Here is a 24,741-nt window from a genome sequence, read left to right on the forward strand (position 1 = left end):
CTACCCCAGCACCGCACGTACCGCGCCCACCAACGCCGCCATCTGCGCCGGCGTGCTGAAGATGCCCGGCGTCACCCGCAGGCAGGCGCCGGAGGCCAGGCCGTCGCGTGGCACCACGAACACGCCCGAGTGCCGGACCATCTGCTCGGCGGTGGCGGTGGTGTCGGCCAGCGTGGTCTGCCCGCGCAGGCGGAAGGCGGCGATCGCGCTGGACAGCCGTGGATCGGCCGAGGCCAGCAGTTGCACGCCCTCTTCGTCGCGCAGCGCGTCCAGCCACAGGTTGCGCAGGTACAACAGGCGGGCGCGCTTGTTGGCCACCCCGATGCGCTGGTGCAGGTCCAGCGCAACCGGCAGCGCCATGCACGCGGCGAAGTTGACCGTGCCGGTGTGGATGCGGGTGTCGATGCGGTCATCGTCGGCCTCGCCCATGTATGGGTCCAGGTCGCGCACGCGGTCGCGCCGCACGTAGATGGCGCCCATGCCCACCGGCGCGCCGATCCACTTGTGCAGGTTGATGCCGACGAAATCCACCCCCAGCGCGCGCAGCGGAGTATCCACTTGGCCGATGCCATGCGCGGCATCGAGCACCACCTCCACGCCGGCGGCACGGGCCAGCGCCGCGATCTCGGCTACCGGCAGCAGCATGCCGTTGCGGTGGTTGACCTGGGTGAGCAATAGCAGGCGGGTGCGCGGGTAGCGCTGTAGTGCCTGCCGGTAGGCTTCGATGATGCTGTCGTGGTCGAACGGCTCGGGCAGCACGATGCGCTCCGCCACCACGCCGCGGCGGGCGTGCAACCAGCGCATCGCACTGATCATGCTGTCGTAGTCGGTATCGGCATACAGCACGGTGTCGCCGGGGGCGAGCCGGTTGTAGCCGCCGATCAGCACCTGCATCGCCTCGGTGGCGCCGCGGGTGAGCGCGATCTCATCGGCGTGCACGCCCAGCACGTCGGCCAGATGCGTGCGCGCCTGTTCCAACAGGGGTGGAAACGCGCGCCGCCCGAACCACGCGTTGCCGGCGTTCACCGTGGCGGTGGCCTGCTGGTAGGCCTGAAGCACCGGGCGTGCCATCGCGCCCCAGTACCCGTTGTCGAGCATCACCACCGCGTCGTCGAGGTCGTACAGCGCCCGCACGTTCGCCCACCAGGCTTCGTCGGTGGCCAGCAGGTCGGGCGTGTGGTTGGTGATCGTCGGCAGTTCCAGCCCTTCCATCAGCACGTGTCCGTATCGGTATTGGCAGGCCTCAGTCTGCCAGTGGACCGGCGTGCCTGACCACGCCACGGGCACGCGTTGAACAGTTTGATAACACTTGCCGAACGAAATGATAATGACTATCATTCACGCATTGGCTGTACGCCTAGCCCTTCCGGCCCCGGCAGCGCAGTGCGCGCCCAGGTCCTGCCCCGTGTACACCCCCAACCCACCCGATCTGGAGCCCGCGCCTGCCGATGGCGGCGAAGCGGTGCGCCAGACCAATCCCGCCGGAGACGCAGGCTTCCCCTGCCCTACCACGGTTGTCATGTGGCGCCCCGCACCGCGCGGCCCGCAATGGATTGCACCGCCGCTTTACCACCCTGGACACCTGACATGACCGTTTCAACCGCATCGCCGCTGATCCGCCCTTCGCTGCTGAGCCTGGCCCTGCTTGCCGCGCTTGCCGGCCACGCACCGGTGGCGCTGGCCGAAACCGATCCGGGCGATGCAACCACGCTGGACACGGTCAAGGTCACCGCCGATGGCGACATCCCGACCTCGTACACGGTCAAGCAGGCGCGCACCGCGACCAAGCTGGACCTGTCGCTGCGCCACACCCCGCAGTCGGTCACCGTGCTCACCCGCCAGCGCCTGGACGACATGGGCCTGTTCGCGCTGTCCGACGTGATGGGCCAGGTCACCGGCGTGCACGTGTCGGTGACCGACAGCGAGCGCATCAGCTATATCTCGCGCGGCTATGCCATCAACAACTTCCAGATCGACGGCATGCTCAACACCTTCGGTGGGTCGCTCAAGACCAACACCGACAGTGCGATCTACGAGCGCATCGAAGTGGTCCGCGGCGCCACCGGCCTGACCACCGGCGCCGGCGATCCGTCGGGCACCATCAACATGGTGCGCAAGCGCCCCACCGATGCGGTGGCGATGAGCGCCGGGATCACCGTGGGCCGCTGGGGCAACCAGCGCCTGGAAGCGGACATCGGCGGCCCGGTCGCCCTGGACGGTCGCGTGCGCGCGCGGTTCGTGGCCGCCAAGCAGCAGAGCGATTCGTTCCGCGATGTCTACGCGCTCGACAAGGACGTGTTCTACGGCATCGTGCAGGCCGACCTGAGCGACAGCACCCTGTTCGAGGTGGGCTATGAGTACCAGTCGCCGAAGACCACCGGCGTGACCTGGGGCGTGGTGCCGTATTGGGGGGCCGACGGTACGCCGGCCAACCTGCCGCGTTCCACCAACATGTCGGCCGACTGGAGCAGCTGGCCGATCGTGGAGAAGACCACCTTCGCCCGCCTGGAGCAGCAGCTGGGCAATGGCTGGGCGATCAAGGCCGCCGCCACCCAGGCCAAGCGCGATACCGACGGCAGCGTCTGGTACGGCGCGGCCGGCTACCCGCGTGCGGACGGCACCGGCGTCACTGCCTACACCAGCCACTTCGCCGAACGCAGCGAAATGAAGGTGTTCGACCTCAACGTCAGCGGCCCGTTCCGTCTGTTCGGCCAGGAGCATGAGCTGGTCGCCGGCATCGGCCAGTCCGTGCGCGCCAGCGAGGTGCCCGGCATCGACATCCCCGACTACCCGGCCAGCTACGCCCAGGTGCCCGACTGGCGCAACTGGACCGGCCAGGTCGCGCAGCTGCCGATCCAGCGCCTGGGCCGCATCGCCTCGGAAAACGAACTGCGCCAGCGCGCCGCCTACGTGGCCGCCAAGCTGCAGTTGGCCGATCCGTTGCTGGCGGTGCTGGGCGCGCGCTACGGCAGCTGGGAAACCCGTACCTGGGCCTACCGCTATGACGCGGCCGGCAACCGCAACGGCACCACCCGCGGCGGCTACAAGCCGGACGACTCGCTCACCCCGTACTTTGGCCTGATCTACGATTTCACCCGGCAGCTCAGCGCCTACGCCAGCTACACCGACATTTTCCAGCCGCAGTCCTACCGCGACCGCAACAACAACTACCTGGAGCCGGTGGTCGGCGACATGTGGGAAGCGGGCCTGAAGGGCGAATTCTTCAACGGCGGCCTCAATGCCTCCGCGGCGGTGTTCAAGGGCGTCAAGGACAACGTGGCCGAACTGGACGACGCGGTACCGCCAGGCAGCCTGCCCGACGGCACCGATGCCTACCGCTCCACCGGCAAGGGCAACAAGGTCCGGGGCTGGGAAGTGGAGACCCAGGGCAGCATCACCGAGAACTGGAACATCTCGGCCGGCTTTGCCCATACCACCATCCGCAACCAGGCGGGCGTGCTGCAGAACACCACCAACCCGATCGACACCTTCCGCCTCAACACCAGCTGGCGTCCCAGCGGTGCCTGGGACCGGCTGTCGCTGGGCGGTGGCGTGAGCTGGCAGAGCAGCATCTACCGCAACAGCACCAAGCCGCGCGCCGACTACCTGACCAGCGGCCGCACCGAATCGGCACGCATCACCCAGGACGCGTTCTACCTGGTCAATGTGTTTGCCGGCTACCGCTTCAACGACAATTTCTCGGCCCAGCTCAACATCAACAACCTGCTCGACAAGAAGTACTACAGCAACGTCGGTTTCTACAACGGCGTGTACTGGGGCGAGCCGCGCAACGTGATGTTGAACCTGCGCTGGAAGCTGTAACCGTTCTCCAAGGGAACGTTGCCTGGTGCAGCGACACGGCCACGGACGGCCACTCTTCCATGCATCACCGGCCGCGGCCGGTGATGTCCGTTGTTCGACATGACATTGCAGGTTCCCCGTGGACAGCACGCCTGATGCCAGCTGGTTCAGCCGCTTCGGTAGTTTCTTCGCCCGCCCCTGGTTGGGGGTGGCGTCACGCTCGCTCGCCGCAATCTTCGGCGGCTACGCGTTGGCCGCCACCTGCTCGATGTTCTTCGCCGTGGCCCTGCCCATCGCGCGCGGGCAGGCGGTGTTGACCGGCATGCTGGTGGCCATCGTGCTGTGCGCCTGCGCGGCGTTGTGGGCGTTCGCCACCCGTACCGCGCTGCGCGCATGGGTCGGCATCCTGATTCCCACCGCGCTGTTCTGGGTGGGTACCGAACTGCTGAGGGCCGGCGCATGAAGAACGGATTCCGCCAATCGATGGCGTGGCTGCACACCTGGACCGGCCTGCTGGTGGGCTGGCTGCTGCTGCTGATTTTCATGGCCGGCACGGCCAGCTACTACCGCGAAGAGATCAGCCGCTGGATGCGGCCGGAACTGCCGCGCAGTTCGGTGAGCAGCGAGGTGGCCGCCGAACGCGCCCTGACCTTCCTGCAGCACAAGGCACCGCAGGCCGAAAGCTGGAACGTCACCCTGCCCGACCCGCGCAACCCGGCCATGCGGATGTTCTGGCGCAACCCCGAATCGATGGTCAAGCCGCCGGTGGAAGGCGAGAAGCGCCGCCGTGGCGGTGGACGTTTTGGCGATGCCACCGTGGACCCCGGCACCGGCGAGGAAGTGGCCGCACGCGAAACCCGCGGCGGTGATTTCTTCTACCGCCTGCACTTCGACCTGCACTACATCCCCGTGTACTGGGCGCGCTACCTGGTGGGCTTCTGCGCGATGTTCATGCTGGTGGCGATCATCACCGGGGTGATCACCCACAAGAAAATCTTCAAGGACTTCTTCACCTTCCGCAAGGACAAGGGCCTGCGTTCGTGGCTGGACTTCCACAACGTCAGCGCGGTGATGGCCCTGCCGTACCACGCGATGATCACCTACACCGGCATCGTCACCCTGATGTTCATGTACCTGCCGTGGGGCGTGAACGTGGCCTACCCCAAGGACGAGGATGCATTCTTCAGCGAGGCCTTCGCGCGCCTGGCCGACATCGACACACCGTCGGAAGGACGCGCCGCCGCCCTGCCGATCCAGCAGCTGCTCGACGCTGCGCGCGCCGAGTGGAAGGGTGCGCAGGTGGGCGGCTTCACCCTCTACCACCCGGGTGCGGCCAACGCAGTGATCGATATCCAGCAGCGCGATGGCAAGCGCCTGTCGGTGGATACGCCGTCGCTACGCTTCAACGCGGTGACCGGTGCGCTGATAGAGGCCAGCCCGCGCTCGGGTGGCGCCACCCAGACCCGCGGGGTGATGTACGGCCTGCACCTGGCCCGCTTTGCCGACTGGGGGCTGCGTGCGCTGTTCTTCGTGTCCGGCCTGATCGGCTGCCTGATGGTGGCCAGCGGCGTGGTGCTGTGGGCGGTGAAGGAACGGCCCAAGCATGCCAAGAGCGGAAAGATCGGGTTCGGCCTGCGTCTGGTGGATGCACTCAACATCGGCGCGGTCGCCGGCCTGCCGATCGCCTTCGCCGCCTACTTCTGGGGCAACCGGCTGCTGCCGGTGCAGATGGCCGAGCGCGCCGATGCCGAAGTGAACGTGTTCTTCTACGCCTGGGCTGCGGCGCTGCTGGCGGCCTTCATCTGGCCCAAGCGGCTGATGTGGGCGTGGCAGCTGTACCTGGGCGCGGCGATGTTCCTGTTGATCCCGGTGATCAATGCACTCACCACCCACGCTCACCTGGGCGTGACCCTGCGCACCGGCGACTGGGTGCTGGCCGGGTTCGACCTGATGATGCTGGCCTTCGGTGCGGTGCTGGCCTACTGCGCGCTGCGCATGCAGCGTTGGCAGCCGGCGCTGAGCGCGGCGGAGAAGAAGAAGCGGCAGGCCGCCGCGGCGGCAGCAGCCAGGGCGCAGGAAAGCGCGAACGTGGAGGCCAACGCATGATGCTGCTGGCCCTCACCGTGAGCTTCTCGGCGTTTACCGCGCTGTCGCTGGCCATGGACAAGCACCAGCTGGACCTGCACGGCAAGGCGCCGGCCAGCCCGGCGCGCATGCGCCTGTGGCGTTGGCTGGGCTGGGCGCTGCTGACGCTGTCGTTTGCGCTGTGCGTATGGGACCACGGCTGGGCCGCCGGTCCGGTGCTGTGGCTGGGTGCGATGACGGTCAGCGGCATGCTGATCGCCTTCGGCCTGTACCCGTTCAGGCCGCGCTGGATCGCGCCATTGGCGTGGGCGTTGCCGGTGATCGGGCTGGCGGTGGCGCTGCTCGCCCACTGACCGGCGGCCGAACAGGGTAGAGCCGACCGTTGGTCGGCTATCGCGATGCCCGAGCGGGTAGAGCCGACCGTTGGTCGGCTATCGCGATGCCCGAACAGGTAGAGCCGACCGTTGGTCGGCTATCGCGATACCCGAACGAAAGGCAGCCGACCAACGGTCGGCTCTACCGGGTCATCCGGCGAGCGGGTAGTGCCGGGCTCTGCCCGGCAAGGGTCATTCCGCGAACGGCGAGCGGGTAGTGCCGGGCGCTGCCCGGCAATCACCATCCCGCGAACTGCGGCCGGGCAGAGCCCGGCTCTACGGATCAGGGGCAATCAACATTTCCGCGGACGGAAGCCGGGCAGCGGCAGGCGCGGCGGGGTTACCCGGTCAGGGGACCAGTGAGAACACGTGCGCCGGTGCGGCCAGGTCGTCGATGACCAGCCGGTTGCGGGCCACGCACTCGTGCAGCGCGCCGGACTTCACCGCGACCCGTTCGCTGGCCAGGTTGCCCACCGCGACGACGATCTCCACCCGCTGCAGCTGCAGCGGCCCGAATGCGTGGGCCGCAAGCGCCTGCACGACGCGGGTGGCGACGCCCTGGCCCTGCCCCGCCTGCCGCACCCAGTACCCCAGGTTGCAGAAGCGGTGGTCGCGCCGGATGGCGTTCAATCCTGCGCCGCCCAGAAACGCACCGGTGGCCGGATCGAACACGCCGTACTCGTACGCCGTGCCCGCTTCCCAGCCTTCGCGGCACGCCTGGAACCACTGCCGCGCCTGGTCGTCGCCGTAGTCCACCGAGGACCACGGCATCCAGCGCCGCATGCCCTCGGCCGATTCCCGCACCGCCGCGGCGAACGCGGCGGCATCGGTGCCCTCGAAGGGACGCAGCAGCAGTCCGTGGGCGTGGAGGTGGCGATCGTCCATGCAGCCGTTTCCCGTCATGCGCCGTAGCGACGCAACTCCCATGCGCGGTGGATGCGCGGGTTGCGCTCGAAGTCGTCGCCGATGGTGTCGGCGGAGATCTCCTTGCACTCGGCGAACTCCTTGATCGCTTCTTCGTCCAGCTTGAAGCGGCGGAAGTTGTTGGAGAAGTACAGCACGCCCTCCGGGCTCAACCGCGCCACGGCCGCCCGCAGCAGGCGCACGTGCTCGCGCTGCACGTCGAAGTCTTCGGCGCGCGCGGAGTTGGAGAAGGTCGGCGGATCGCAGAAGATCACGTCGAAGCGGTGCCGCTCGGCCTCCAGCCACGCCAGCGCATCGGCCTGGATCAGCTGGTGCTGGCTGCCGCCCTTGCCGTTCAAGGCGAGGTTGTCGGCGCACCACTGCAGGTAGGTGCCGGACAGGTCCACGCTGGTGGTCGATGCCGCACCGGCCACCGCCGCCTGCACACTGGCCACGCCGGTGTAGCAGAACAGGTTGAGGAAACGCTTGCCGATGGCCTCCTGGGCCATGTGCCAGCGCAGCGGGCGGTGGTCCAGGAACAGGCCGGTGTCGAGGTAGTCGAACAGGTTAACGCGCAGCAGCGCATCGTTCTCGCGCACCAGCACGAACTCGCCGCGCTGCTCGAAACGACCGTACTTGCTGCCGCCCTTGCCGCGTTCGCGCGACTTCAGTGCGACCTGCTCGGCCGGCACCTGGAACACCTCGCGCGCGGCCGACAGCAGCTCGTTGCGGCGGCGGCGCACGTCCACGTCGGGAATGGTGGCCGGTGCAGCGTATTCCTGCACGTGCAGGAAGGTACGACGGGCGCCGGCGTCCTCTTCGTAGACGTCGATGGCCGCGGCGTATTCGGGCAGGTCGGCATCGTAGACGCGGTAGCAGGTGATCGCTTCGCGTGCGCGCCAGTTCTTGAACTTCTTGATGTTCTTGCGCAGCCGGTTGGCCACCATCTGCGCGCCTTCGCTGAGCTCACGCGGCTGCCCGGCGTTCTCGCGCTGCGGCACCGCGATGGGGTCGCAGACGATCAGCGCGCACTCGATGGCGCCGTTGAACAGCTGGTACTTCTTGTTGGCGCGCAGGCCGGTGGCGAAGGCCAGGTCGGCGCTGCCGCACAACAGGCTGGCGCGCCACTGCGGCACCGCGCGCTTGAGCGCGTCGCCGAGCTGGCGGTACAGCACCGCATCGGCGGCCAGGCGCTCGTCATAGGGCGGGTTGCAGACCACGCAGCCAGTCTCCTGCGGCGGCACCTGCACATCGGTGATGTCGCGCACGCCGAACCAGATGGCATGGCCCACACCGGCGGTTTCGGCGTTCTGCTTGGCCGCATGGATGGCGTGCGGATCCACGTCGCTGCCGTGGATCACCTGCTTGAGTGCGCTGCGGCCAGCGGTTTCGCGGGCGCGCGCTTCTTCCATCAGGCTGTTCCAGGCGTCGCGGTCGAAGCCCAGCCAGCGGCTCGGCGGAATGCTGCCGTGGCGCTGCAGGCCCGGGGCCACGTCAGCGGCCATCAAGGCGCCTTCGATCAGCAGCGTGCCGCTGCCGCACATCGGGTCGAGCAGGCCACCGCCTTCGCTGTGGATCTTCGGCCAGTTGGCGCGCAGCAGCACGGCGGCGGCCAGGTTCTCCTTCAGTGGCGCATCGTTCTGCGCCATGCGCCAGCCGCGGCGGTGCATCGGGCCACCGCCCAGGTCGATCGAGATCGTGGCCCGGCCCTTGCGCAGCGACAGGTTGATGCGCACGTCGGGGAAGTCGGTGTTGACCGACGGCCGCTCCAGGCCCTGCGACCGCAGGCTGTCGACCACGCCGTCCTTGACCCGCTGCGCGGCGAAGCGCGCATGGGTGATTTCGGTCCCGGAGACGTGCGCGTCCACCGACAGGGTCAGCTCGGGGCTGATGTGCTGCTCCCACGCCATCGCCGACACGCCCTGGTAGAGCGAGCCTTCGTCGGGGCAGTCGAACTCGGTCAGCGGCCACAGCACCCGGCTGGCCAGGCGCGACCACAGCACCACGCGCTGCGCCTGCGCCAGCTCGCCCTCGGCGTTGACGCCGGAAATGGTGGCGGTGGCCTTGTCCAGGCCGAGCGCCAACAGTTCGTCGGCAAGCAGGTACTCCAGGCCCTTGGCGCAGGAAACAAAGAATTTCACAGGATCGGTATCGCAGGTCAGCGGAGAAGGGGTGCCCTAGGGCACGGCAAGCAGCCCGGCGCGGGCGCCAGGAGGGCCATTGTACGTGACCGGGGCAGAATCGCCCCGACGGCGCGGCCGGACCACCGGATCCGGGGCACGGCCCCACGGCGGGTCGCTGCGGCTTCGACGCCAGATACGCGTTCAACGCAGGGGCGGACCCGACACACGGTCGGCCTCGCGATACACGGTCGACCTCAACGCATGGTCGACCTCAACGCACGGCCGGCCTCGCGACGCACGGTCGGCCTTAACGGACGGCCGGCCTCGACGCACGGCCGGCCTTCAACGCACGGTGGGCCTCGACGCACGGTCGGCCTTCAACGCACGGTCGGCCCCCTACGCACGGTAGGCACCGACCGTTGGTCGGTGCGCTGTCCGGGTCGGTCCGCCGTCACAACGACAGCAGCAATTCCTCGAACGCCCGGGCCGACACCTCGACGTGGTTGTTCAGCCGGTGCCCGTCATCGACCAGCAGCAGCCGCGCCGAGCGGGCCTGGGCCCAGGCGATCACCTGCGCGGCGGGAATCAGCTCGTCATGCCAGGCATGCACCACGCTGGTGGGCACGCGGGCCGCGTCCAGCGCCGGCATCGGGCCCATGGTGGTGGGCGGCACCATCAGGAACAGGCCCCGGGTGGGGACCTGCAGCGAGGCGATCGCCGAGATGTAGGCGCCCAGGCTGGAGCCGGCCAGCACCACCGGCCCGCGCTGGGCGGCGCCGGTGGCCAGCGCGATAAGCCGTTGCAGGCGCGCGCGCACGTCGCCCACGCTGCTTACCGTGCGCATCGCGTCCAGGTCGGTGTAGTCGGGGCGTTCATGGGTCCAGCCCAGGCGCTGGGCAACCTCGGCCAGCGCGGTCACCTTGGTGGCGTCCGGGCCGCTTTCAAAGCCGTGGGAAAGGATGCAGTGGCCGCGGCTCATGCACGCACCGGGCAGGAATCGATTTGAGCGTTCATGGCGGAATGCTAGCATCGCGCCATGCCCGGCCGCGCCCCGCCACCGATCGATCCGCAGCCCCTGCCCTACCAGGACAGCCTGCAGGCGCGTGTGCCGGCGCAGGTCGACCTGGTGGTGATCCACTGCACCGAACTGCCCGACCTGGCGATGGCGCGCGCATACGGCGAGCGCGTGCTGTACGACAGCGGCAGCGGCAACAGCGGGCACTTCTACATCGACCGTGACGGCCGCATCGTGCAGTACGTGGCGGTGGACCGGGTGGCGCACCATGTCAGCGGCTACAACCCGCGCTCGATCGGTATCGAGCTGGTCAACCGCGGGCGCTACCCGCACTGGCTGGATTCGCGCCACCAGGCCATGGACGAGCCCTACGCCGATGCCCAGATCGCCGCGCTGATCGACCTGCTGCAGCACCTGTGCCAGACCCTGCCAGCACTGCAGTACATCGCCGGGCACGAGTGGCTGGACACGCGCGAGGAAGTGGCCAGCGACGATCCGGAGCGGCGGGTGCCGCGCAAGCGCGACCCGGGTCCATTGTTCCCGTGGCCACGGGTGTTGGCGGCGGTGGCGCTGCAGGAAATGCGGGGATGAATCGGGTTGCCGGGCAGAGCCCGGCATTACTGACTTGGTTGCCGGGCAGAGCCCGGCATTATGGGCTTGGATGCCGGGCAGCGCCCGGCATTACGGACTTGGTTGCCGGGCAGAGCCCGGCACTACGGGTCTGGGCATCAGCCGGTGGCGACAGGGCGCGCGGGGTCGCTGACCCAACCGCTCCACGAATCGGCATAGACCTTTGCGCCGTGCAGGCCGGCCACTTCCATGGCCAGCAGCAGGTGGCAGGCGGTGACGCCCGAGCCGCACATCAGCACGACCTGTTCGGGAGCATGGGTGCCGATCAACGGCTGCAATGCGGCGCGCAGATCGGGCGCCGGGCGCAGGCGGCCGTCTGCCACGTTCAGCGCGAACGGGCGGTTGACCGCGCCGGGTACGTGGCCGGCCACCGGGTCGAGCGGTTCCACTTCGCCGCGGAAGCGCTCGCCCGCGCGCGCATCCAGCAGCCACCCCGGTGCGTGCTTGAGGCGCGCGGCGACTTCGTCGACCGTTGCGATCCGGGCGCGATCGAAACGGCCCGGATAGGGGGGCAACGGTTCCACCACCGGTTGCTCGGTGGTCAACGCCAGGCCAGCGGCCTGCCAGGCGGCCACGCCGCCGTCGAGCACCGCCACCCGGGCATGGCCGATCAGGCGCAGCAGCCACCACAGGCGCGCGGCGGCCATGCTGCCGTCCGCGGCATCGTAGACCACCACCTGGGTATCGGGCGCGATGCCCCACCTGCCGAGCGTGGCGGCGAACGCGTCACTGTCGGGCAGCGGATGGCGGCCCTGGCCGGTCTTGCCCAGGTCGGCCAGGTCACGGTTGAGGTCGGCGTGCAGCGCCCCGGGAATATGCCCCTGCGCGTATGCCTGGGCGCCGGATTGCGGGTCGGCCAGCGCGAACCGCGCGTCCATCACGCGCACCGCGGTGCTGGCCGTGGCGCGCGCATCCAGCACGCGGGTGCCGGCCTGGCCCAGGGTTGCGGCCAGATCGGCGGCATCCACCAGGGTGGTCCAGGTGGAAGTGGCGGTGTTCATTCGGTCTGCTCCAGGCGGCGACGCAGGTTGTAGAGAATGGCGGCGGTGGCGCCCCAGATGCGCTGGCCGGGCCAGCCATATTCCAGCACGTGGCGGACACGGCCACGGTGCTCGATATCCACGTGGCGCAGGTTGTCCGGATCCATCAGGTAGGCCAGCGGCACTTCAAACACTTCGGCCACTTCGTCCGGCTGCGGCACCGCCACGAACGCCGGGTCGATCACCGCCACCACCGGCATCACCCGGTAGCCGGTGATGGTCACGAACGGGTCGAGATAGCCAAGCACCTGGACCTGCTCGGGCGGCAGTGCGATTTCTTCCTGGCTTTCGCGCAGCGCGGCGGCCACCGCATCGCGATCGTCCGGCTCGGTACGCCCACCGGGAAAGCCCACCTGCCCGCCGTGCTGGCGCAGCGTTTCGGTGCGCCGGGTCAGAATCACCTGGGCCCCTTCGGCGCGCGGCACGATGCCGGCCAGCACCGCCGCTTCCACCGGCGGGCCGGGCGGCAGCAGATCGATCAGTTCGCTGCGGTTCCAGCCATCGCCGGTAGGTGGCTGGTCCAGCGGGTGGAGGGCGCGCAACAGGCGCTCGTGTTCGGCCAGCGAGCCGCGCAGCGATTGCCGCAACTGCTCGCGCAGCGGCAGCGTGTGCTGCATGACGTGGTTCTGTTGGTGTCGAGTCATCGTGGACCAGCGGGTGATTTCATCCACGCTGCGCAGGCAGCCCGTGCACAGCCCCGCGCGATCCAGCGCACAGATGCCGATACAGGGCGTGGGTATTGCATGCGTGGGGTCTACCAGGGAATGCACCGGCCAACATTAGCGCGAATACAGGGGATTTGCGCGGTTTCCAGGCGCCTTCGGGCCGTGTCTGCAGTACATCCAGGGGCGCGTGACACCGCACGGCCGGACATAAAAAAACGCGCCGGTGATTCACCGGCGCGTTCGGGGTGCAACTGCGTATTACTTGACGCTGACCAGCTTGATCTCGAACTGCACAGCCACGTTCGGCGGGAACGGCGTGCGCGGGTCGGCACCGTAGGCCTGTTCCGGCGGCAGGGTGACTTCCCACTTCGAGCCAGCCGGCATCTGCACGAGCACTTCGCGCATGGCCTTCATTTCGACTTCGCTGACCTTGATCGACGGGATCTGCTGCGCCGGACGCGCTTCAGCCGGACGGGTGCCGTACGGGTACGGACCGGCGACTTCGAGCTGCACGGTGCTGGCCTGGGTCGGCTTGGCGCCCTTGCCGGCTTCAACCACGCGGTACTGCACGCCGCTCGGCAGCGCCTGCACGCCGGCCTTGGCCTTGTTGGCGGCCAGGAACTGGGTGCTCTTGGTCTTGTTGTCGGCCGCGGCCTTGTCGTACTCGGCCTTGGCGGCCTGGGCACGACCCTGCTCGCGCTTCTGGAAGGCTTCGACGGCCGGCTTCAACTGCTCCGCCGTGATCGACGGCTGCTTCTTGGCGTAGGCATCCTGCAGGCCCTTGACCACCGAGTTGATGTCCAGCTGCTCGCCGCGCGCGGTGAGTTCGGCGAGGTTGTTACCGTAGTCGTAACCGAAGTAATAGCTCAGCTTGCCCTTTTCGGACGAGGTGTCCTGGGCGAAGGCATTGCCCGTCAGGGCCAGGGCCGCGACGGCGACCGCGATAGAACGCAACTTCATCAAACGTTTCTCCAGGGGTGGTAACTCAGGACGCATTGGGCCGCCCTGAGGCGACGGGTTAGGATAGCCGCCGCAACGTTGAACCGCCACTAACGACGCAGGCTCTGACCTGACTTCGTTTCAAGAGTTCAACATCACTTTTTTTTAACGTTTTCAGGAGTCCTGCCGTGGCCGACGCCCCCATAGCCCCCGCCCCTATCGACGTTGCCGATGACGGTGCCATCCGCACCGTGACCGTGAACCGGCCGGACAAGCTCAATGCCCTCAACCGCGCCACGCTGGAGGCCCTGGATGCGGCCTTTGCCGCGGCCGCCGCGGATCCGGCGGTCCGGGTGGTGGTGCTGACCGGCGCGGGCCCCAAGGCATTCGTGGCCGGCGCGGATATCGCGGAAATGAACGGATTGAGCCCGGTTCAGGGACGTGACTTCTCGCTGCTGGGCCAGCAATTGATGCGCCGCATCGAGCGCATGCCCAAGCCGGTTCTGGCCCGGATCAACGGATTTGCGCTGGGCGGCGGCCTGGAACTGGCCATGGCCTGCCACCTGCGCATCGCCGCGGACACCGCCAAGGTGGGCCAGCCCGAGATCAACCTGGGGCTGATTCCCGGCTTCGGTGGCAGCCAGCGCCTGCTGCGCCTGTGCGGCCGCGCCGCCGCGTTGGAGCTGTGCCTGCTGGGCACCCCGATCGCCGCGGCGCGCGCGCTACAACTGGGCATCGTCAATGAAGTGGTGGCTACCGATGCGCTCGACGCGCGCGTGGCCGAGCTTGCGTTGCAGCTGGCCAAGGCCGCGCCGCTGGCGTTGCGCGGCATTCTCGACGCGATCCACGTGGGCGGCGAATGCGCACTGGGCGAAGGCCTGGAGTACGAAAGCGCGCAGTTCGGGCTGATGTTCGCCACCGAGGACATGCGCGAAGGCACCGCCGCCTTCCTTGCCCGGCGCCCGCCGGTGTTCCAGAACCGCTGAGCCATGCACGCCGCACCTGCCCTGCCCGCCCGCCTGCTGTTGCTGGTGCTCGATGACGACCTGGACGCCGCGCTGGCGGCGGGCCTGATGGACTACGTGCCCTCACCGGGCGACAACGCACTGCTGCCGGGCCACCCGGATCTTGCCGCGCGCCTGCTGCAGACCCAGCAGCAGCTGCACCGTGCCTGGGCCGCGCGTGCGCGCTACCAGCAGCGCACGCAGCGGCTGGCCCGCCGCGCCGCCGAACGCGAAGCGCGCCGCGCACCGCCGGCCCCCACACCCGAACTGAAACCGGCCCTGCCGCCCGCCGCCGCCGCGATCCTGGCGCGCGCGAAGGCCAAGGCTGCCGGCAAGACTTCCTGATGAGTACGATGAAGAGCACCCCGGCGGCCAAACCTGCGCCGCGCAGCGCGCGCATGCCCAAGGCCGACGTGATCGAAATGTTCACGCGCCTGCGGGAACTCAACCCGCACCCGAAGACCGAACTGGAGTACAGCTCGCCATTCGAACTGCTGGTGGCCGTGGCGCTGTCTGCGCAGGCCACCGACGTGGGCGTCAACAAGGCCACCCGCAAGCTGTTTCCGGTGGCCAACACGCCGCAGGCGATGCTCGCGCTGGGCGAAGACGGGCTGAAGAAATACATCGCCACCATCGGCCTGTTCAACGCCAAGGCCAAGAACGTGATTGCCGCCTGCGCGATGCTCATCGACCAGCACGGCGGTGGGGTCCCGCGCGACCGTGCCGCGCTGGAGGCGCTGCCGGGGGTGGGCCGCAAGACCGCCAACGTGGTGCTCAACACGGCGTTCGGCGAGCCGGTGATGGCGGTGGATACCCACATCTTCCGCGTGTCCAACCGCACCGGGCTGGCCCCGGGCAAGGACGTGCGCGCGGTGGAAGACCTGCTGGTGAAGGTGATCCCGGCCGAGTTCCTGCTCGATGCGCACCACTGGCTGATCCTGCACGGCCGCTATGTGTGCAAGGCGCGCAAGCCCGACTGCCCGCAATGCGTCATCCGCGACCTGTGCCGGTTCAAGCAGAAAACCGCTGCCTGAGGCGGTGTCGCGACTGCCATCTGCACGCAACCCGGCGGTCATCTGCGTCGGGCATCAATGGCAACCCCTGACGGCGCCTGAGCCGGGCTGGCCGTCGGTTTGTCTGAAACTGTCATATTTACGCAATCTTCACTAATTAGCCTGCGCAGCATCTTCCCACCTGCCTGCAAGGCTCCTCTCCATGAAACTGCATCGCCAACTCCTGACCGCGGCTGTTGCGGCTGCGCTGTTCGTCCCGGCTGCCCACGCCGAAGTGGCCATCGATGTGATCGGCGGTTCGGAGATCACCTTCGAAGGCCTGGTCCAGGCCGACGGCAACTGGTTCGACAACGACCTGACCGACCTCAACGGCGGTGATGCCGGCAACGGCAAGGACAGCGAGTTCGAACTGCGCCGCGCCGAACTGGTGCTCAAGGGCAAGGGCCCGGGCAACATCGAATGGGTGGTCGGCTACGACGCCAAGGCCGACAAGTTCCTGGACACCAACCTGAAGTACAAGCTGGCCGGCAACGCCAACCACTTCGTGCAGTTCGGCCAGTTCAAGCAGCCCAACAGCCTGGAAGAACTGTCCAGCACCAAGAACAACGACTTCATTTCCAAGGCGGCCGTCACCAATACCTACGCGGTGGCCCGTCGCCTCGGTGGCGCCTACAGCATCGGCGACAACAACTGGTCGGTGACCGCCAGCGCCTTCGGCCGCGAGCTGACCCGCAACCTGGCCCACGGCAGCGGCTACGGCGCGCGCGGTACCTGGGCGCCGATCAACGACAAGGGCCAGGTGCTCCACTTCGGCCTGAGCTATGTGGACTACGACACCGACGCCGACACCCTGCGCGTGCGTGCCCGTCCCAACGCCGACCTGGCCACCGCGCGCCTGGTCGACAGCGGCAACCTGGTGGACACCGACCGCGTGAGCACGATCGGCGCCGAAGCGATGTACATCGGCGGCCCGTTCAAGGCCCAGGCCGAGTACTACACCAGCAAGGCCAAGCGTTACACCCGCGACAACTACACCAGCGACGGCTTCTACGTCAGCGGCCTGTGGAACATCACCGGCGAGACCTGGGGCTACAAGGGCGGCACGCCGACCACCGGCCTGCCGGATGAGCCGGGCCGTGGCATGTGGCAGCTGGGTGCACGCTACGACCACATGGATCTGAACGACGGCAACGTCAACGCCAACCCGGTGGCCGGCCGTCCGCCGATCGTCGATGGCGTGCTCGGCGGCAAGATGGATATCTGGACCGTGGGCGTGAACTACTACTGGCGCTCCAACACCAAGTTCGCGCTGAACTACGTGATGGTGGACAGCAAGAAGTACAACTCGACCGCGCGTGCGTTCGTCAACGACGACCCGAACATCCTCGAAGCGCGCCTGCAGTTCTTCTGGTAAGCGTGGCTGTACATGTGTGACAGAAAGGGCGCAGCTTGGGCTGCGCCCTTTTTTTGTTTGCGTGGCCACGCATGTCGTTGGTTGCGTAGCCACCCATGGGGTGGCTCTACCCGGTTGCGTCGCGTTGTCACGCAATGCCGGGGCCGCCCGCGCGCGTATGCTGGGCGCCCCCTGGCCCGTGGATGTTCCGATGCGTATCGCCCTGCCGTTGTTGCTGGCTGCCCTGTGCGGCACCGCCCTGCCCGCCCGTGCGCAGGACTGCCACGATGCGCAGGCCGCCGCGCAACAGGCGTACCTGGAGCGGGCAGGTAATGTGCTGCCGGACCGCGCCGGCTACACCCGGGACACCACGGGCAGCGTCTGCCGGCGCTGGCCGGCCCGCCCCGGGCTGACCCTGCTGGCCACGCCGGTCTGGCGCGATGGCGGCGACCACGATTCCCGCGATGGCGACGTGGAGGTGATGGTGATCGACACCGACACCCTGGCACCGCGCGCCTGGACGGTGCTGGCGGGCGCGCTGGACAGCGACGCGGTGTTCTTCGACGGCATGCGCTTGGATACCGCGCGGTACCAGCTGGCCGCCGACACGCTGGCATTCGGGCTGCGCCTGCAGCGACGCAATGGCTCCGGCCCCAACCCGTTCAGCGAAGAACAGCTGCGTCTGCTGGCGATGCAGGGCACCGGCCTGCGCGAACTCAACCCGCCGCTGGTGACGCGCCGCTACCAGGCCGAATGGGACACGCGCTGCGCAGGCGAGTCCACCGATGTGACACGCACGCTCTCGGTGGGCCGGCAACCGCCGCATGGCCTGGCCGAGCTGATCGTCAGCGAGCGCCGGGTGACCAGCCGCAGTTGGATGGACGGCGAGACGTGCCGCGACCAGGACACGCCGGTGGATAGCGAACGCCACGTGCTGCGCCATGACGGGCGCCATTACGCGGTTCCGGAGGCGTTGCGCCCGTTGTGACGGGCACCTCATGACGCATGTCACGGTGCGGTCATATGACAGACGCTGCGCTGTCATCGAACCGTTATGGAATGAGCACCGGGCGGGACACCCCGCACCGTCATCCATCCCAGGAGCCACCCCGTGATCCACGCCTTCAAGTCGCGCGCCGCCGTTGCCGTCCTCGCCGCGTCGTCCGTGTTCGCCGCCAATGCCGCCGATGTGACCGGCGCGGGCGCCTCGTTCATCTATCCGGTCATGTCCAAGTGGTCGGCCGACTACAACACCGCGACCGGCAAGAAGGTCAATTACCAGTCGATCGGTTCCGGTGGCGGTATCGCCCAGATCAAGGCGGCAACCGTCGACTTCGGTTCGTCGGATGCGCCGCTGAAGCCGGAAGAGCTGGCTGCGGCCGGTCTGGCCCAGTTCCCGTCGGTGATCGGCGGCGTGGTGCCGGTGATCAACGTGGCCGGTATCGCGCCGGGCGCGCTGAAGCTGGACGGCCCGACGCTGGCCAACATTTTCCTGGGCAAGATCAAGACCTGGAACGACCCGGCGATTGCGGCACTGAACCCGGGCGTGAAGCTGTCCGACGGCAAGATCACGGTTGTGCACCGTTCGGATGGTTCGGGCACGACGTTCAACTTCGTCAACTACCTGTCCAAGGTGAACCCGGAGTGGAAGAGCAAGGTCGGCGAAGGCACGTCGGTGCAGTGGCCGGTGGGCATTGGCGGCAAGGGCAATGAAGGCGTTGCTGCGTACGTGAAGCAGATCAAGGGCGGCATCGGCTATGTGGAGCTGTCCTACGCGCTGCAGAACAAGATGTCGTACGCGGCGATGAAGAACGCGTCGGGCAAGGTGGTGCTGCCGAGCGATACGTCGTTCGCCGCGGCCGCCGCCAGCGCTGACTGGGCGAGTTCGAAGGACTTCTATCTGGTGATGACGAACGCGCCGGGCGCGGACGCCTGGCCGATCACGGCGACGAACTTCATTCTGGTGCGCAAGCAGCCGAAGAACGTGGCCAACGCGAAGGCGACCCAGGAGTTCTTCCGCTGGATCTACAAGAGTGGCGATGCGCAGGCCAAGCAGCTGGACTATGTGCCGCTGCCGGACACGCTGGTGAAGCAGATCGAGACCTACTGGTCGCAGAACCTGAAGTACTGATCGGGCAACAACGAGGCAATGGCGGCGGCAGGTCCTCTCTCCCCCTGCCGCCGCCGGGCGCGGATCGAAAGATCCGCGCCTTTTCTTTTTTGTGGGGTTTGTTTTTTAGAAGCTGAAAAGCCCAGAGCTGGAGCCAGAGCCGGAGCCTGGCGACGTGCGGGGTCGGTTCTGCTGGCTGGGCTGGTGGGGGTGGGTAGCCGGGGCACGCTGCAAGTACGTCCTTGTAAGCTCCGCCATCGCATCCATGCGATGGAGGGCCCCGGCTACCCACCCCCACCAGCCCCCGACAGTTTCCTGGCCCGTCAGCGAAAGCGTCTGCGCAATGAAGCGGCAATGCGGTTGGATCTGAGTTGTCCTGGCCTGGCGTCTGGATTTGGGATTTGGGATTTGGGATTTGGGATTTGGGATTTGGATGCTGAGGTGGAGGTTGAGGGTTGTGTCTTGGCTTATCCATGGCCTCCGGCCAACTTTCTGGGGCGGGGGTGTGGGGGTTGGTGGGGCCGTTGCGCCGCATGGGCCCGACGCATGCGTCGGGCGGGTTGGGCAGGACGCCCAACCCAGGTCTTGCCGTGTACGCAGGATTGCGTACGCGAGCAAGCGGCGCACGAGCCTACAAGGACGTACTTGCGGCGTGCCCCGCCAACCCCCACACCCCCGCCCGGCGCGGGCGCAAGCGGCAGTGCAGCTGTGCGTTCCAGGGGTTCTGTTCTGGCCCGAAACCCCCGCCCCACGGGCGTTTCCCGTGCACCCGGTCACACCGTCATACGGCTGTAACAAAAACATCATTTCATAGCAGCGTCGCCGGAGAGACCGGCCCCTATCCCGCTACGGAGTGACCGATGAAACTGCACACGGCTGGCTTGACCGCCCTTTCCCTGGCCATCGCGCTGGGTCTTTCCGCCTGCAAGCCGGGCGCCGAAGGCCAGGCCGCTGCGCCGGCTGCCGACGCTCCCGCAGCTGCGCCCGCTGCCGGTGATCGCCTGACCGCTGAAATCTCCGGCGCCGGCGCGTCCTTCATCTTCCCGCTGGTGTCCAAGTGGTCGGCTGACTACAACACCGCCACCGGCGCCAAGATCAACTACCAGTCCATCGGCTCCGGTGGCGGCATCGCGCAGATCAAGGCCGGCACCGTCGACTTCGGTTCCTCCGACAAGCCGCTGAGCAGCGAAGAACTGGCGCAGGCCGGTCTCGGCCAGTTCCCGTCGGCGATCGGCGGCGTGGTGCCGGTGGTCAACATCGACGGTCTGGAAGCCGGCAAGCTGCGTCTCAGTGGCGCGCTGCTGGCCGATATCTTCCTGGGCAAGGTCAAGACCTGGAACGACCCGGCCATCGTCGCCGCCAACCCGGGCGTCAAACTGCCCGACGGCAAGATCACCCTGGTCCACCGTTCGGACGGCTCGGGCACCACGTTCAACTTCTCCAACTACCTGTCCAAGGTCAGCCCGGACTGGAAGAGCAAGGTCGGCGAAGGCACCTCGGTACAGTGGCCCGATGGCGTGGGTGGCAAGGGCAACGAAGGCGTGGCCTCGTACGTGAAGCAGATCAAGGGCTCCATCGGCTACGTCGAACTGGCCTACGCCCTGCAGAACAGCATGCCGTATGCCTCGATGCAGAATGCCGCCGGCAACTGGGTGCAGCCGAGCGCCGAAACCTTCGCCGCTGCCGCCGCCAGCGCCGACTGGGCCAGCGCCAAGGACTTCAACCTGGTCATCACCAACGCCCCGGGCGACCAGGCGTGGCCGATCACCGCCACCAATTTCATGCTGATGCACAAGCAGCCCAAGGATGCCAAGCGCAGCAAGGAAACCCTGGCGTTCTTCAAGTGGGCCTTCGAAAACGGCCAGAAGCAGGCCAACGAGCTGCATTACGTGCCGCTGCCGGCCGAGCTGGTCACGCAGATCGAAGGGTACTGGGCGGCTGAATTCAAGTGATCCAGACCGGACCCGCGCGTTGCGCGGGTCCGGAGTTTGGCGCCATGACACCGTTCTGCCAGGCATGGCCTGGCACTACCCCACCTAATTTTGGGCCCCCGCCTTTCCCATGAATGCCATCGCCCAGCCTGTTCCCGCACCGTCCACCCGCGACCTGCGTGACGCCCGCAATGACAAACTGTTCCGGTGGGTCCTGATCGCCACCGTCATCCTGGTGCTGGTCGCCCTGGCCTGCGCCGCACTCTCGATGCTGTGGGGCGGCCGCCATGCCCTGCAGGAGCAGGGCCTGAGCTTCTTCTATTCGTCCGAATGGAATCCGGTCGAAAACAAATTCGGCGCCCTCGCGCCTATCTACGGCACCCTGGTCACCGCGCTGATCGCGATGGTCATCGCCGTGCCGGTGAGCTTCGGCATCGCCTTCTTCCTCACCGAAGTGGCGCCGCGCTGGCTGCGTGGCCCGGTCGGTACCGCCATCGAACTGCTGGCCGGCATCCCGTCGATCATCTACGGCATGTGGGGCCTGTTCGTGCTGGTGCCGGTGATGACCGAGTACGTCACCCCGTTCCTCAATGATCACCTGGGCACGCTGCCGATCATCGGCCCGCTGTTCCAGGGCCCGCCGCTGGGTATCGGCGTGCTCACCGCCGGCTTCGTGCTGGCCATCATGGTCATCCCCTTCATCTCCTCGGTGATGCGCGAAGTGTTCCTCACCGTGCCGACCCGCCTCAAGGAATCGGCGTACGCGCTGGGCTCCACCAAGTGGGAAGTCAGCTGGGACATCGTGCTGCCCTACACCCGCTCGGCGGTGATCGGCGGCATCTTCCTGGGCCTGGGCCGTGCGCTCGGCGAAACCATGGCGGTGGCCTTCGTGATCGGCAACAGCGTGCGCCTGTCGCCGTCGCTGCTGGAGCCGGGCACCACCATTGCCGCGCTGATCGCCAACGACTTCGGTGAGGCCACCGAAACCTACCGCTCGGCGCTGCTGCTGCTCGGCTTCGTCCTGTTCATCGTCACCTTCGTGGTGCTGGCAATCGCCCGCCTGATGCTGATGCGTCTGTCCCGCAAGGAGGGCAACTGATGTCCACCGTCGCCAAGAGCTCTTCCCAGCCGCTGTACCTGCGACGCCGCATCGTCAACGTGGTCGCGCTGCTGATGTCCTGCCTGACCGCGCTGTTCGGCCTGTTCTTCCTCGGCTGGATCCTGTGGACGCTGGCCTCCAAGGGCCTGGCCGGCATCAATCTTGACCTGTTCACCAAGATGACCCCACCGCCGATGCAGGAAGGCGGCCTGGCCAACGCGTTCTTCGGCAGCGCGGTGATGTGCGGCCTGGCCATTGCCATCGGCACGCCGCTGGGCGTGCTGGCCGGCACCTGGCTGGCCGAATACGGCAACTTCCGCAAGGCCGGCACCGTGGTCCGCTTCGTCAACGACATCCTGCTGTCGGCACCGTCGATCGTGCTGGGCCTGTTTGTCTACACGTTGTACGTGATGCAGACCGGCGGGCAGTTCTCGGCCTTCGCCGGTGCGCTGTCGCTGGCCTTCATCGTGCTGCCGGTGGTGGTGCGCACCACCGATGAGATGCTGCGCCTGGTGCCCTCGCAGATGCGCGAAGCGGCGCTGTCGCTGGGCATCCCGCAGTGGAAGGTGACCGTGCAGGTGCTGTACCGCAGCGCCGCCGCCGGCATCGTCACCGGCATCCTGCTGGCGCTGGCCCGCATCTCCGGTGAAACCGCGCCGCTGCTGTTCACCGCCTTCGGCAACCAGTACTGGAACAGCAACGTGTTCCAGCCGATGGCCTCGGTCCCGGTGGTGATGAACCAGTTCGCCGGCAGCCCGTATGAATCCTGGCAGGTGCTGGCCTGGGCCGGCGCGCTGGTGCTGACCGTGTTCGTGCTGCTGGTCAGCCTCTCTGCGCGCGGCATCCTGCTGCGCAACCGTATCTCCCATGACTGACCTTTCCGCGGATATCGCCATGAACGATCTTTCCAACGCCGTGCCGATGCAGCGCATCGTGGTCCCGGCCTCGCATGAAAACCTGCAGACCCCGGCGCCGATCAAGCTGGCCGCGCGTGGGCTGGACTTCTACTACGACAAGTTCCATGCGCTGAAGAACATCGAGCTGGAGATCCCCGAAAAGCGCGTCACCGCCCTGATCGGTCCGTCCGGCTGCGGCAAGTCCACGCTGCTGCGCATCTTCAACCGCATCTACGCGCTGTACCCCAAAATGGAGGCGCGCGGTGAGGTGCTGCTGGACGGCGAGAACATCCTGGCGCCGAAGTACCCGATGAACCGCCTGCGCAGCAAGGTGGGCATGGTGTTCCAGAAGCCGGTACCGTTCCCGATGACGATCTTCGAGAACGTGGCCTACGGCATCCGCCACCACGAGAAGCTGTCCAAGGCCGACATGGCCGTGCGCGTCGAGCAGGCACTGCGCCAGGGCGCGCTGTGGGACGAGGTGAAGGACAAGCTCAACCAAAGCGCGCTGGGCCTGTCCGGTGGCCAGCAGCAGCGTCTGTGCATTGCCCGCGCCGTGGCCCTGCGCCCGGACGTGCTGCTGCTGGACGAGCCGACCTCGGCGCTGGACCCGATCTCCACCAGCCGCATCGAGCAGCTGGTGGAAGAGCTCAAGCACGATTACACGATCGTGATCGTGACCCACAACATGCAGCAGGCCGCGCGCGTGTCGGACTACACCGCCTTCATGTACCTGGGCGACCTGATCGAACACGACCGCACCGAAGTGATCTTCTCGCAGCCCAACAAGCAGCAGACCGAAGACTACATCACCGGCCGTTTCGGCTGATCCCGGCCACGAACCTTTGGATTAAACCCGCATGAGCATTCCCAACGACCATATCGTCAAGAGTTACGACGAAGAGCAGCAGCGGCTGGTGGCCGAGATCGTGCGCATGGGCGAGATGGCGGTCGCACAGCTCGAGGCGTCGATGGACGTGATCGAGAAGCGCGACGAGAACGCCGCCCAGCGCATCATCGCCAACGACGAGGCGATCGACGGCCTGGAGCAGCAGATCAGCCACGACGTGATGCGTCTTGCACTGCGCGGGCCGATGGCGCGCGATCTGCGCGAGATCCTGGCGGGCCTGCGCATTCCGGCGGATATCGAGCGCATCGGCGATTACGCCGCGAACGTGGCGAAGCGTTCGATCGCCCTGAGCAAGGTACCGCCGCTGCCGCAGATCCAGGGCCTGCGTTCACTGGGTCGGCTGGCAGCCCAGCAGGTACGCCGCGCGATCGAGGCCTACCGCGATAACGACGCGGCCGCCGCGCTGGCACTGCGCGACGACGACGCACGGCTGGACGCGCAGTACACCGCACTGTTCCGCGAGCTGCTCACCTACATGATGGAAGACCCGCGCAACATCACCCCGTGCACGCACCTATTGTTCATGGCCAAGAACCTGGAACGCGTGGGCGACCACGCCACCAACATCGCCGAAAACGTCTGGTTCCTGGTACATGGCGAGCAGGTCCTGCCGCCGCGCGAAAAGCGCGACGAAACCAGCAGCACCGATCACGTCTGAACTGCCTGATGGTAGAAAAGCAAAAGCCGCTGCCTTCGGGTAGCGGCTTTTTTGTTTGGGGCTTTTCTACAAGAGTAGAGCTTGAAAGCTGCCGTTTCCTGGCTGACCTGAGCTGGGCGGGGGTGTGTGGGTTCGCAGGACACGCCGCAAGT

Annotated in this window: 23 protein-coding genes; 16 read left to right on the plus strand and 7 right to left on the minus strand. The window is 67.4% G+C overall.

Annotated elements, in window-relative coordinates:
• Window positions 1-1,212 (minus strand): aminotransferase class V-fold PLP-dependent enzyme, encoded by a 1,212-nt coding sequence (locus AC1DCJ_RS02240; RefSeq protein ID WP_478069976.1) that lies wholly within the window; start codon window positions 1,210-1,212, stop codon window positions 1-3.
• 375 nt (window positions 1,213-1,587) lie between these two features.
• Here AC1DCJ_RS02240 and AC1DCJ_RS02245 point away from each other — a divergent pair, with 375 nt between their 5' ends.
• The 4 genes from AC1DCJ_RS02245 to AC1DCJ_RS02260 all read left to right on the plus strand — a co-directional run bounded on the left by AC1DCJ_RS02245 (window position 1,588) and on the right by AC1DCJ_RS02260 (window position 6,239).
• Window positions 1,588-3,822, plus strand: coding sequence for a TonB-dependent siderophore receptor (locus AC1DCJ_RS02245; RefSeq protein WP_478069977.1), 2,235 nt, complete (start codon window positions 1,588-1,590; stop codon window positions 3,820-3,822).
• A 118-nt stretch (window positions 3,823-3,940) separates the two neighbouring features.
• Entirely contained in the window at window positions 3,941-4,264 is a 324-nt protein-coding gene (locus tag AC1DCJ_RS02250) for a DUF3649 domain-containing protein (RefSeq protein WP_478069978.1), read from the plus strand.
• Window positions 4,261-5,907 carry a PepSY-associated TM helix domain-containing protein gene (locus AC1DCJ_RS02255; protein WP_478069979.1) on the plus strand — a complete coding sequence of 549 codons (1,647 nt, stop codon included), beginning with the start codon at window positions 4,261-4,263 and terminating at the stop codon, window positions 5,905-5,907. Before AC1DCJ_RS02250 ends, AC1DCJ_RS02255 begins: the two co-directional genes overlap by 4 nt.
• Entirely contained in the window at window positions 5,904-6,239 is a 336-nt protein-coding gene (locus tag AC1DCJ_RS02260; protein WP_313246893.1) for a DUF3325 domain-containing protein, read from the plus strand. The genes AC1DCJ_RS02255 and AC1DCJ_RS02260 overlap by 4 nt, the downstream gene beginning before the upstream one ends.
• 369 nt (window positions 6,240-6,608) lie before the next feature.
• On the opposite strand, the gene AC1DCJ_RS02265 is transcribed toward AC1DCJ_RS02260, so the two are convergent.
• From AC1DCJ_RS02265 to AC1DCJ_RS02275, 3 genes are all read right to left on the minus strand, one after another.
• Complete coding sequence (locus AC1DCJ_RS02265; RefSeq protein WP_478069980.1) at window positions 6,609-7,145, minus strand: GNAT family N-acetyltransferase; 537 nt, start codon at window positions 7,143-7,145, stop codon at window positions 6,609-6,611.
• 14 nt (window positions 7,146-7,159) lie between these two features.
• Window positions 7,160-9,304: a bifunctional 23S rRNA (guanine(2069)-N(7))-methyltransferase RlmK/23S rRNA (guanine(2445)-N(2))-methyltransferase RlmL gene (gene rlmKL, locus AC1DCJ_RS02270; RefSeq protein WP_313246891.1), complete on the minus strand. Its 2,145-nt coding sequence runs from the start codon at window positions 9,302-9,304 to the stop codon at window positions 7,160-7,162.
• 433 nt (window positions 9,305-9,737) lie between these two features.
• Complete coding sequence (locus AC1DCJ_RS02275) at window positions 9,738-10,265, minus strand: hypothetical protein (RefSeq protein ID WP_478069981.1); 528 nt, start codon at window positions 10,263-10,265, stop codon at window positions 9,738-9,740.
• Between the two features lie 57 nt (window positions 10,266-10,322).
• Between AC1DCJ_RS02275 and AC1DCJ_RS02280 the strand changes: the two genes are divergently transcribed.
• A complete protein-coding gene (locus tag AC1DCJ_RS02280; RefSeq protein ID WP_038689364.1) occupies window positions 10,323-10,892 on the plus strand; it encodes an N-acetylmuramoyl-L-alanine amidase in 570 nt (189 codons plus the stop codon).
• Between the two features lie 137 nt (window positions 10,893-11,029).
• On the opposite strand, the gene AC1DCJ_RS02285 is transcribed toward AC1DCJ_RS02280, so the two are convergent.
• The 3 genes from AC1DCJ_RS02285 to AC1DCJ_RS02295 all read right to left on the minus strand — a co-directional run bounded on the left by AC1DCJ_RS02285 (window position 11,030) and on the right by AC1DCJ_RS02295 (window position 13,596).
• The gene (locus tag AC1DCJ_RS02285) at window positions 11,030-11,932 is read right to left on the minus strand and encodes a sulfurtransferase (RefSeq protein ID WP_478069982.1); all 903 of its coding nucleotides are present in this window, start codon (window positions 11,930-11,932) and stop codon (window positions 11,030-11,032) included.
• Complete coding sequence (locus tag AC1DCJ_RS02290) at window positions 11,929-12,732, minus strand: CoA pyrophosphatase (RefSeq protein ID WP_478070126.1); 804 nt, start codon at window positions 12,730-12,732, stop codon at window positions 11,929-11,931. The genes AC1DCJ_RS02285 and AC1DCJ_RS02290 overlap by 4 nt, the downstream gene beginning before the upstream one ends.
• A 162-nt stretch (window positions 12,733-12,894) precedes the next feature.
• Window positions 12,895-13,596: an FKBP-type peptidyl-prolyl cis-trans isomerase N-terminal domain-containing protein gene (locus AC1DCJ_RS02295; RefSeq protein ID WP_137189033.1), complete on the minus strand. Its 702-nt coding sequence runs from the start codon at window positions 13,594-13,596 to the stop codon at window positions 12,895-12,897.
• A 182-nt stretch (window positions 13,597-13,778) separates the two neighbouring features.
• Here AC1DCJ_RS02295 and AC1DCJ_RS02300 point away from each other — a divergent pair, with 182 nt between their 5' ends.
• From AC1DCJ_RS02300 to phoU, 11 genes are all read left to right on the plus strand, one after another.
• The gene (locus AC1DCJ_RS02300) at window positions 13,779-14,561 is read left to right on the plus strand and encodes an enoyl-CoA hydratase-related protein (protein ID WP_478070127.1); all 783 of its coding nucleotides are present in this window, start codon (window positions 13,779-13,781) and stop codon (window positions 14,559-14,561) included.
• Between the two features lie 3 nt (window positions 14,562-14,564).
• Complete coding sequence (locus tag AC1DCJ_RS02305) at window positions 14,565-14,924, plus strand: hypothetical protein (RefSeq protein WP_313246887.1); 360 nt, start codon at window positions 14,565-14,567, stop codon at window positions 14,922-14,924.
• A complete protein-coding gene (gene nth / locus AC1DCJ_RS02310) occupies window positions 14,924-15,613 on the plus strand; it encodes an endonuclease III (RefSeq protein ID WP_448135552.1) in 690 nt (229 codons plus the stop codon). Before AC1DCJ_RS02305 ends, nth begins: the two co-directional genes overlap by 1 nt.
• A 181-nt stretch (window positions 15,614-15,794) precedes the next feature.
• Complete coding sequence (locus AC1DCJ_RS02315) at window positions 15,795-17,006, plus strand: OprO/OprP family phosphate-selective porin (protein WP_038689373.1); 1,212 nt, start codon at window positions 15,795-15,797, stop codon at window positions 17,004-17,006.
• 190 nt (window positions 17,007-17,196) lie between these two features.
• Complete coding sequence (locus tag AC1DCJ_RS02320) at window positions 17,197-17,973, plus strand: PA3715 family protein (RefSeq protein ID WP_478069983.1); 777 nt, start codon at window positions 17,197-17,199, stop codon at window positions 17,971-17,973.
• Window positions 17,974-18,096: 123 nt separating this feature from the next.
• Window positions 18,097-19,116, plus strand: a complete 1,020-nt coding sequence (pstS, locus tag AC1DCJ_RS02325; RefSeq protein ID WP_038689379.1) for a phosphate ABC transporter substrate-binding protein PstS — start codon at window positions 18,097-18,099, stop codon at window positions 19,114-19,116.
• Between the two features lie 839 nt (window positions 19,117-19,955).
• Window positions 19,956-21,047, plus strand: a complete 1,092-nt coding sequence (gene pstS / locus AC1DCJ_RS02330) for a phosphate ABC transporter substrate-binding protein PstS (protein ID WP_478069984.1) — start codon at window positions 19,956-19,958, stop codon at window positions 21,045-21,047.
• Between the two features lie 109 nt (window positions 21,048-21,156).
• The gene (pstC, locus tag AC1DCJ_RS02335) at window positions 21,157-22,125 is read left to right on the plus strand and encodes a phosphate ABC transporter permease subunit PstC (protein WP_038689384.1); all 969 of its coding nucleotides are present in this window, start codon (window positions 21,157-21,159) and stop codon (window positions 22,123-22,125) included.
• Entirely contained in the window at window positions 22,125-23,000 is an 876-nt protein-coding gene (gene pstA / locus AC1DCJ_RS02340; protein WP_038689386.1) for a phosphate ABC transporter permease PstA, read from the plus strand. The genes pstC and pstA overlap by 1 nt, the downstream gene beginning before the upstream one ends.
• 19 nt (window positions 23,001-23,019) lie before the next feature.
• Window positions 23,020-23,850, plus strand: a complete 831-nt coding sequence (gene pstB / locus AC1DCJ_RS02345; protein ID WP_038689387.1) for a phosphate ABC transporter ATP-binding protein PstB — start codon at window positions 23,020-23,022, stop codon at window positions 23,848-23,850.
• A 31-nt stretch (window positions 23,851-23,881) separates the two neighbouring features.
• Window positions 23,882-24,589 (plus strand): phosphate signaling complex protein PhoU, encoded by a 708-nt coding sequence (phoU, locus tag AC1DCJ_RS02350; protein ID WP_038689389.1) that lies wholly within the window; start codon window positions 23,882-23,884, stop codon window positions 24,587-24,589.
• The last annotated feature ends 152 nt before the right edge of the window (window positions 24,590-24,741 follow it).

The sequence above is a fragment of the Stenotrophomonas sp. 10N36 genome (assembly GCF_056395005.1).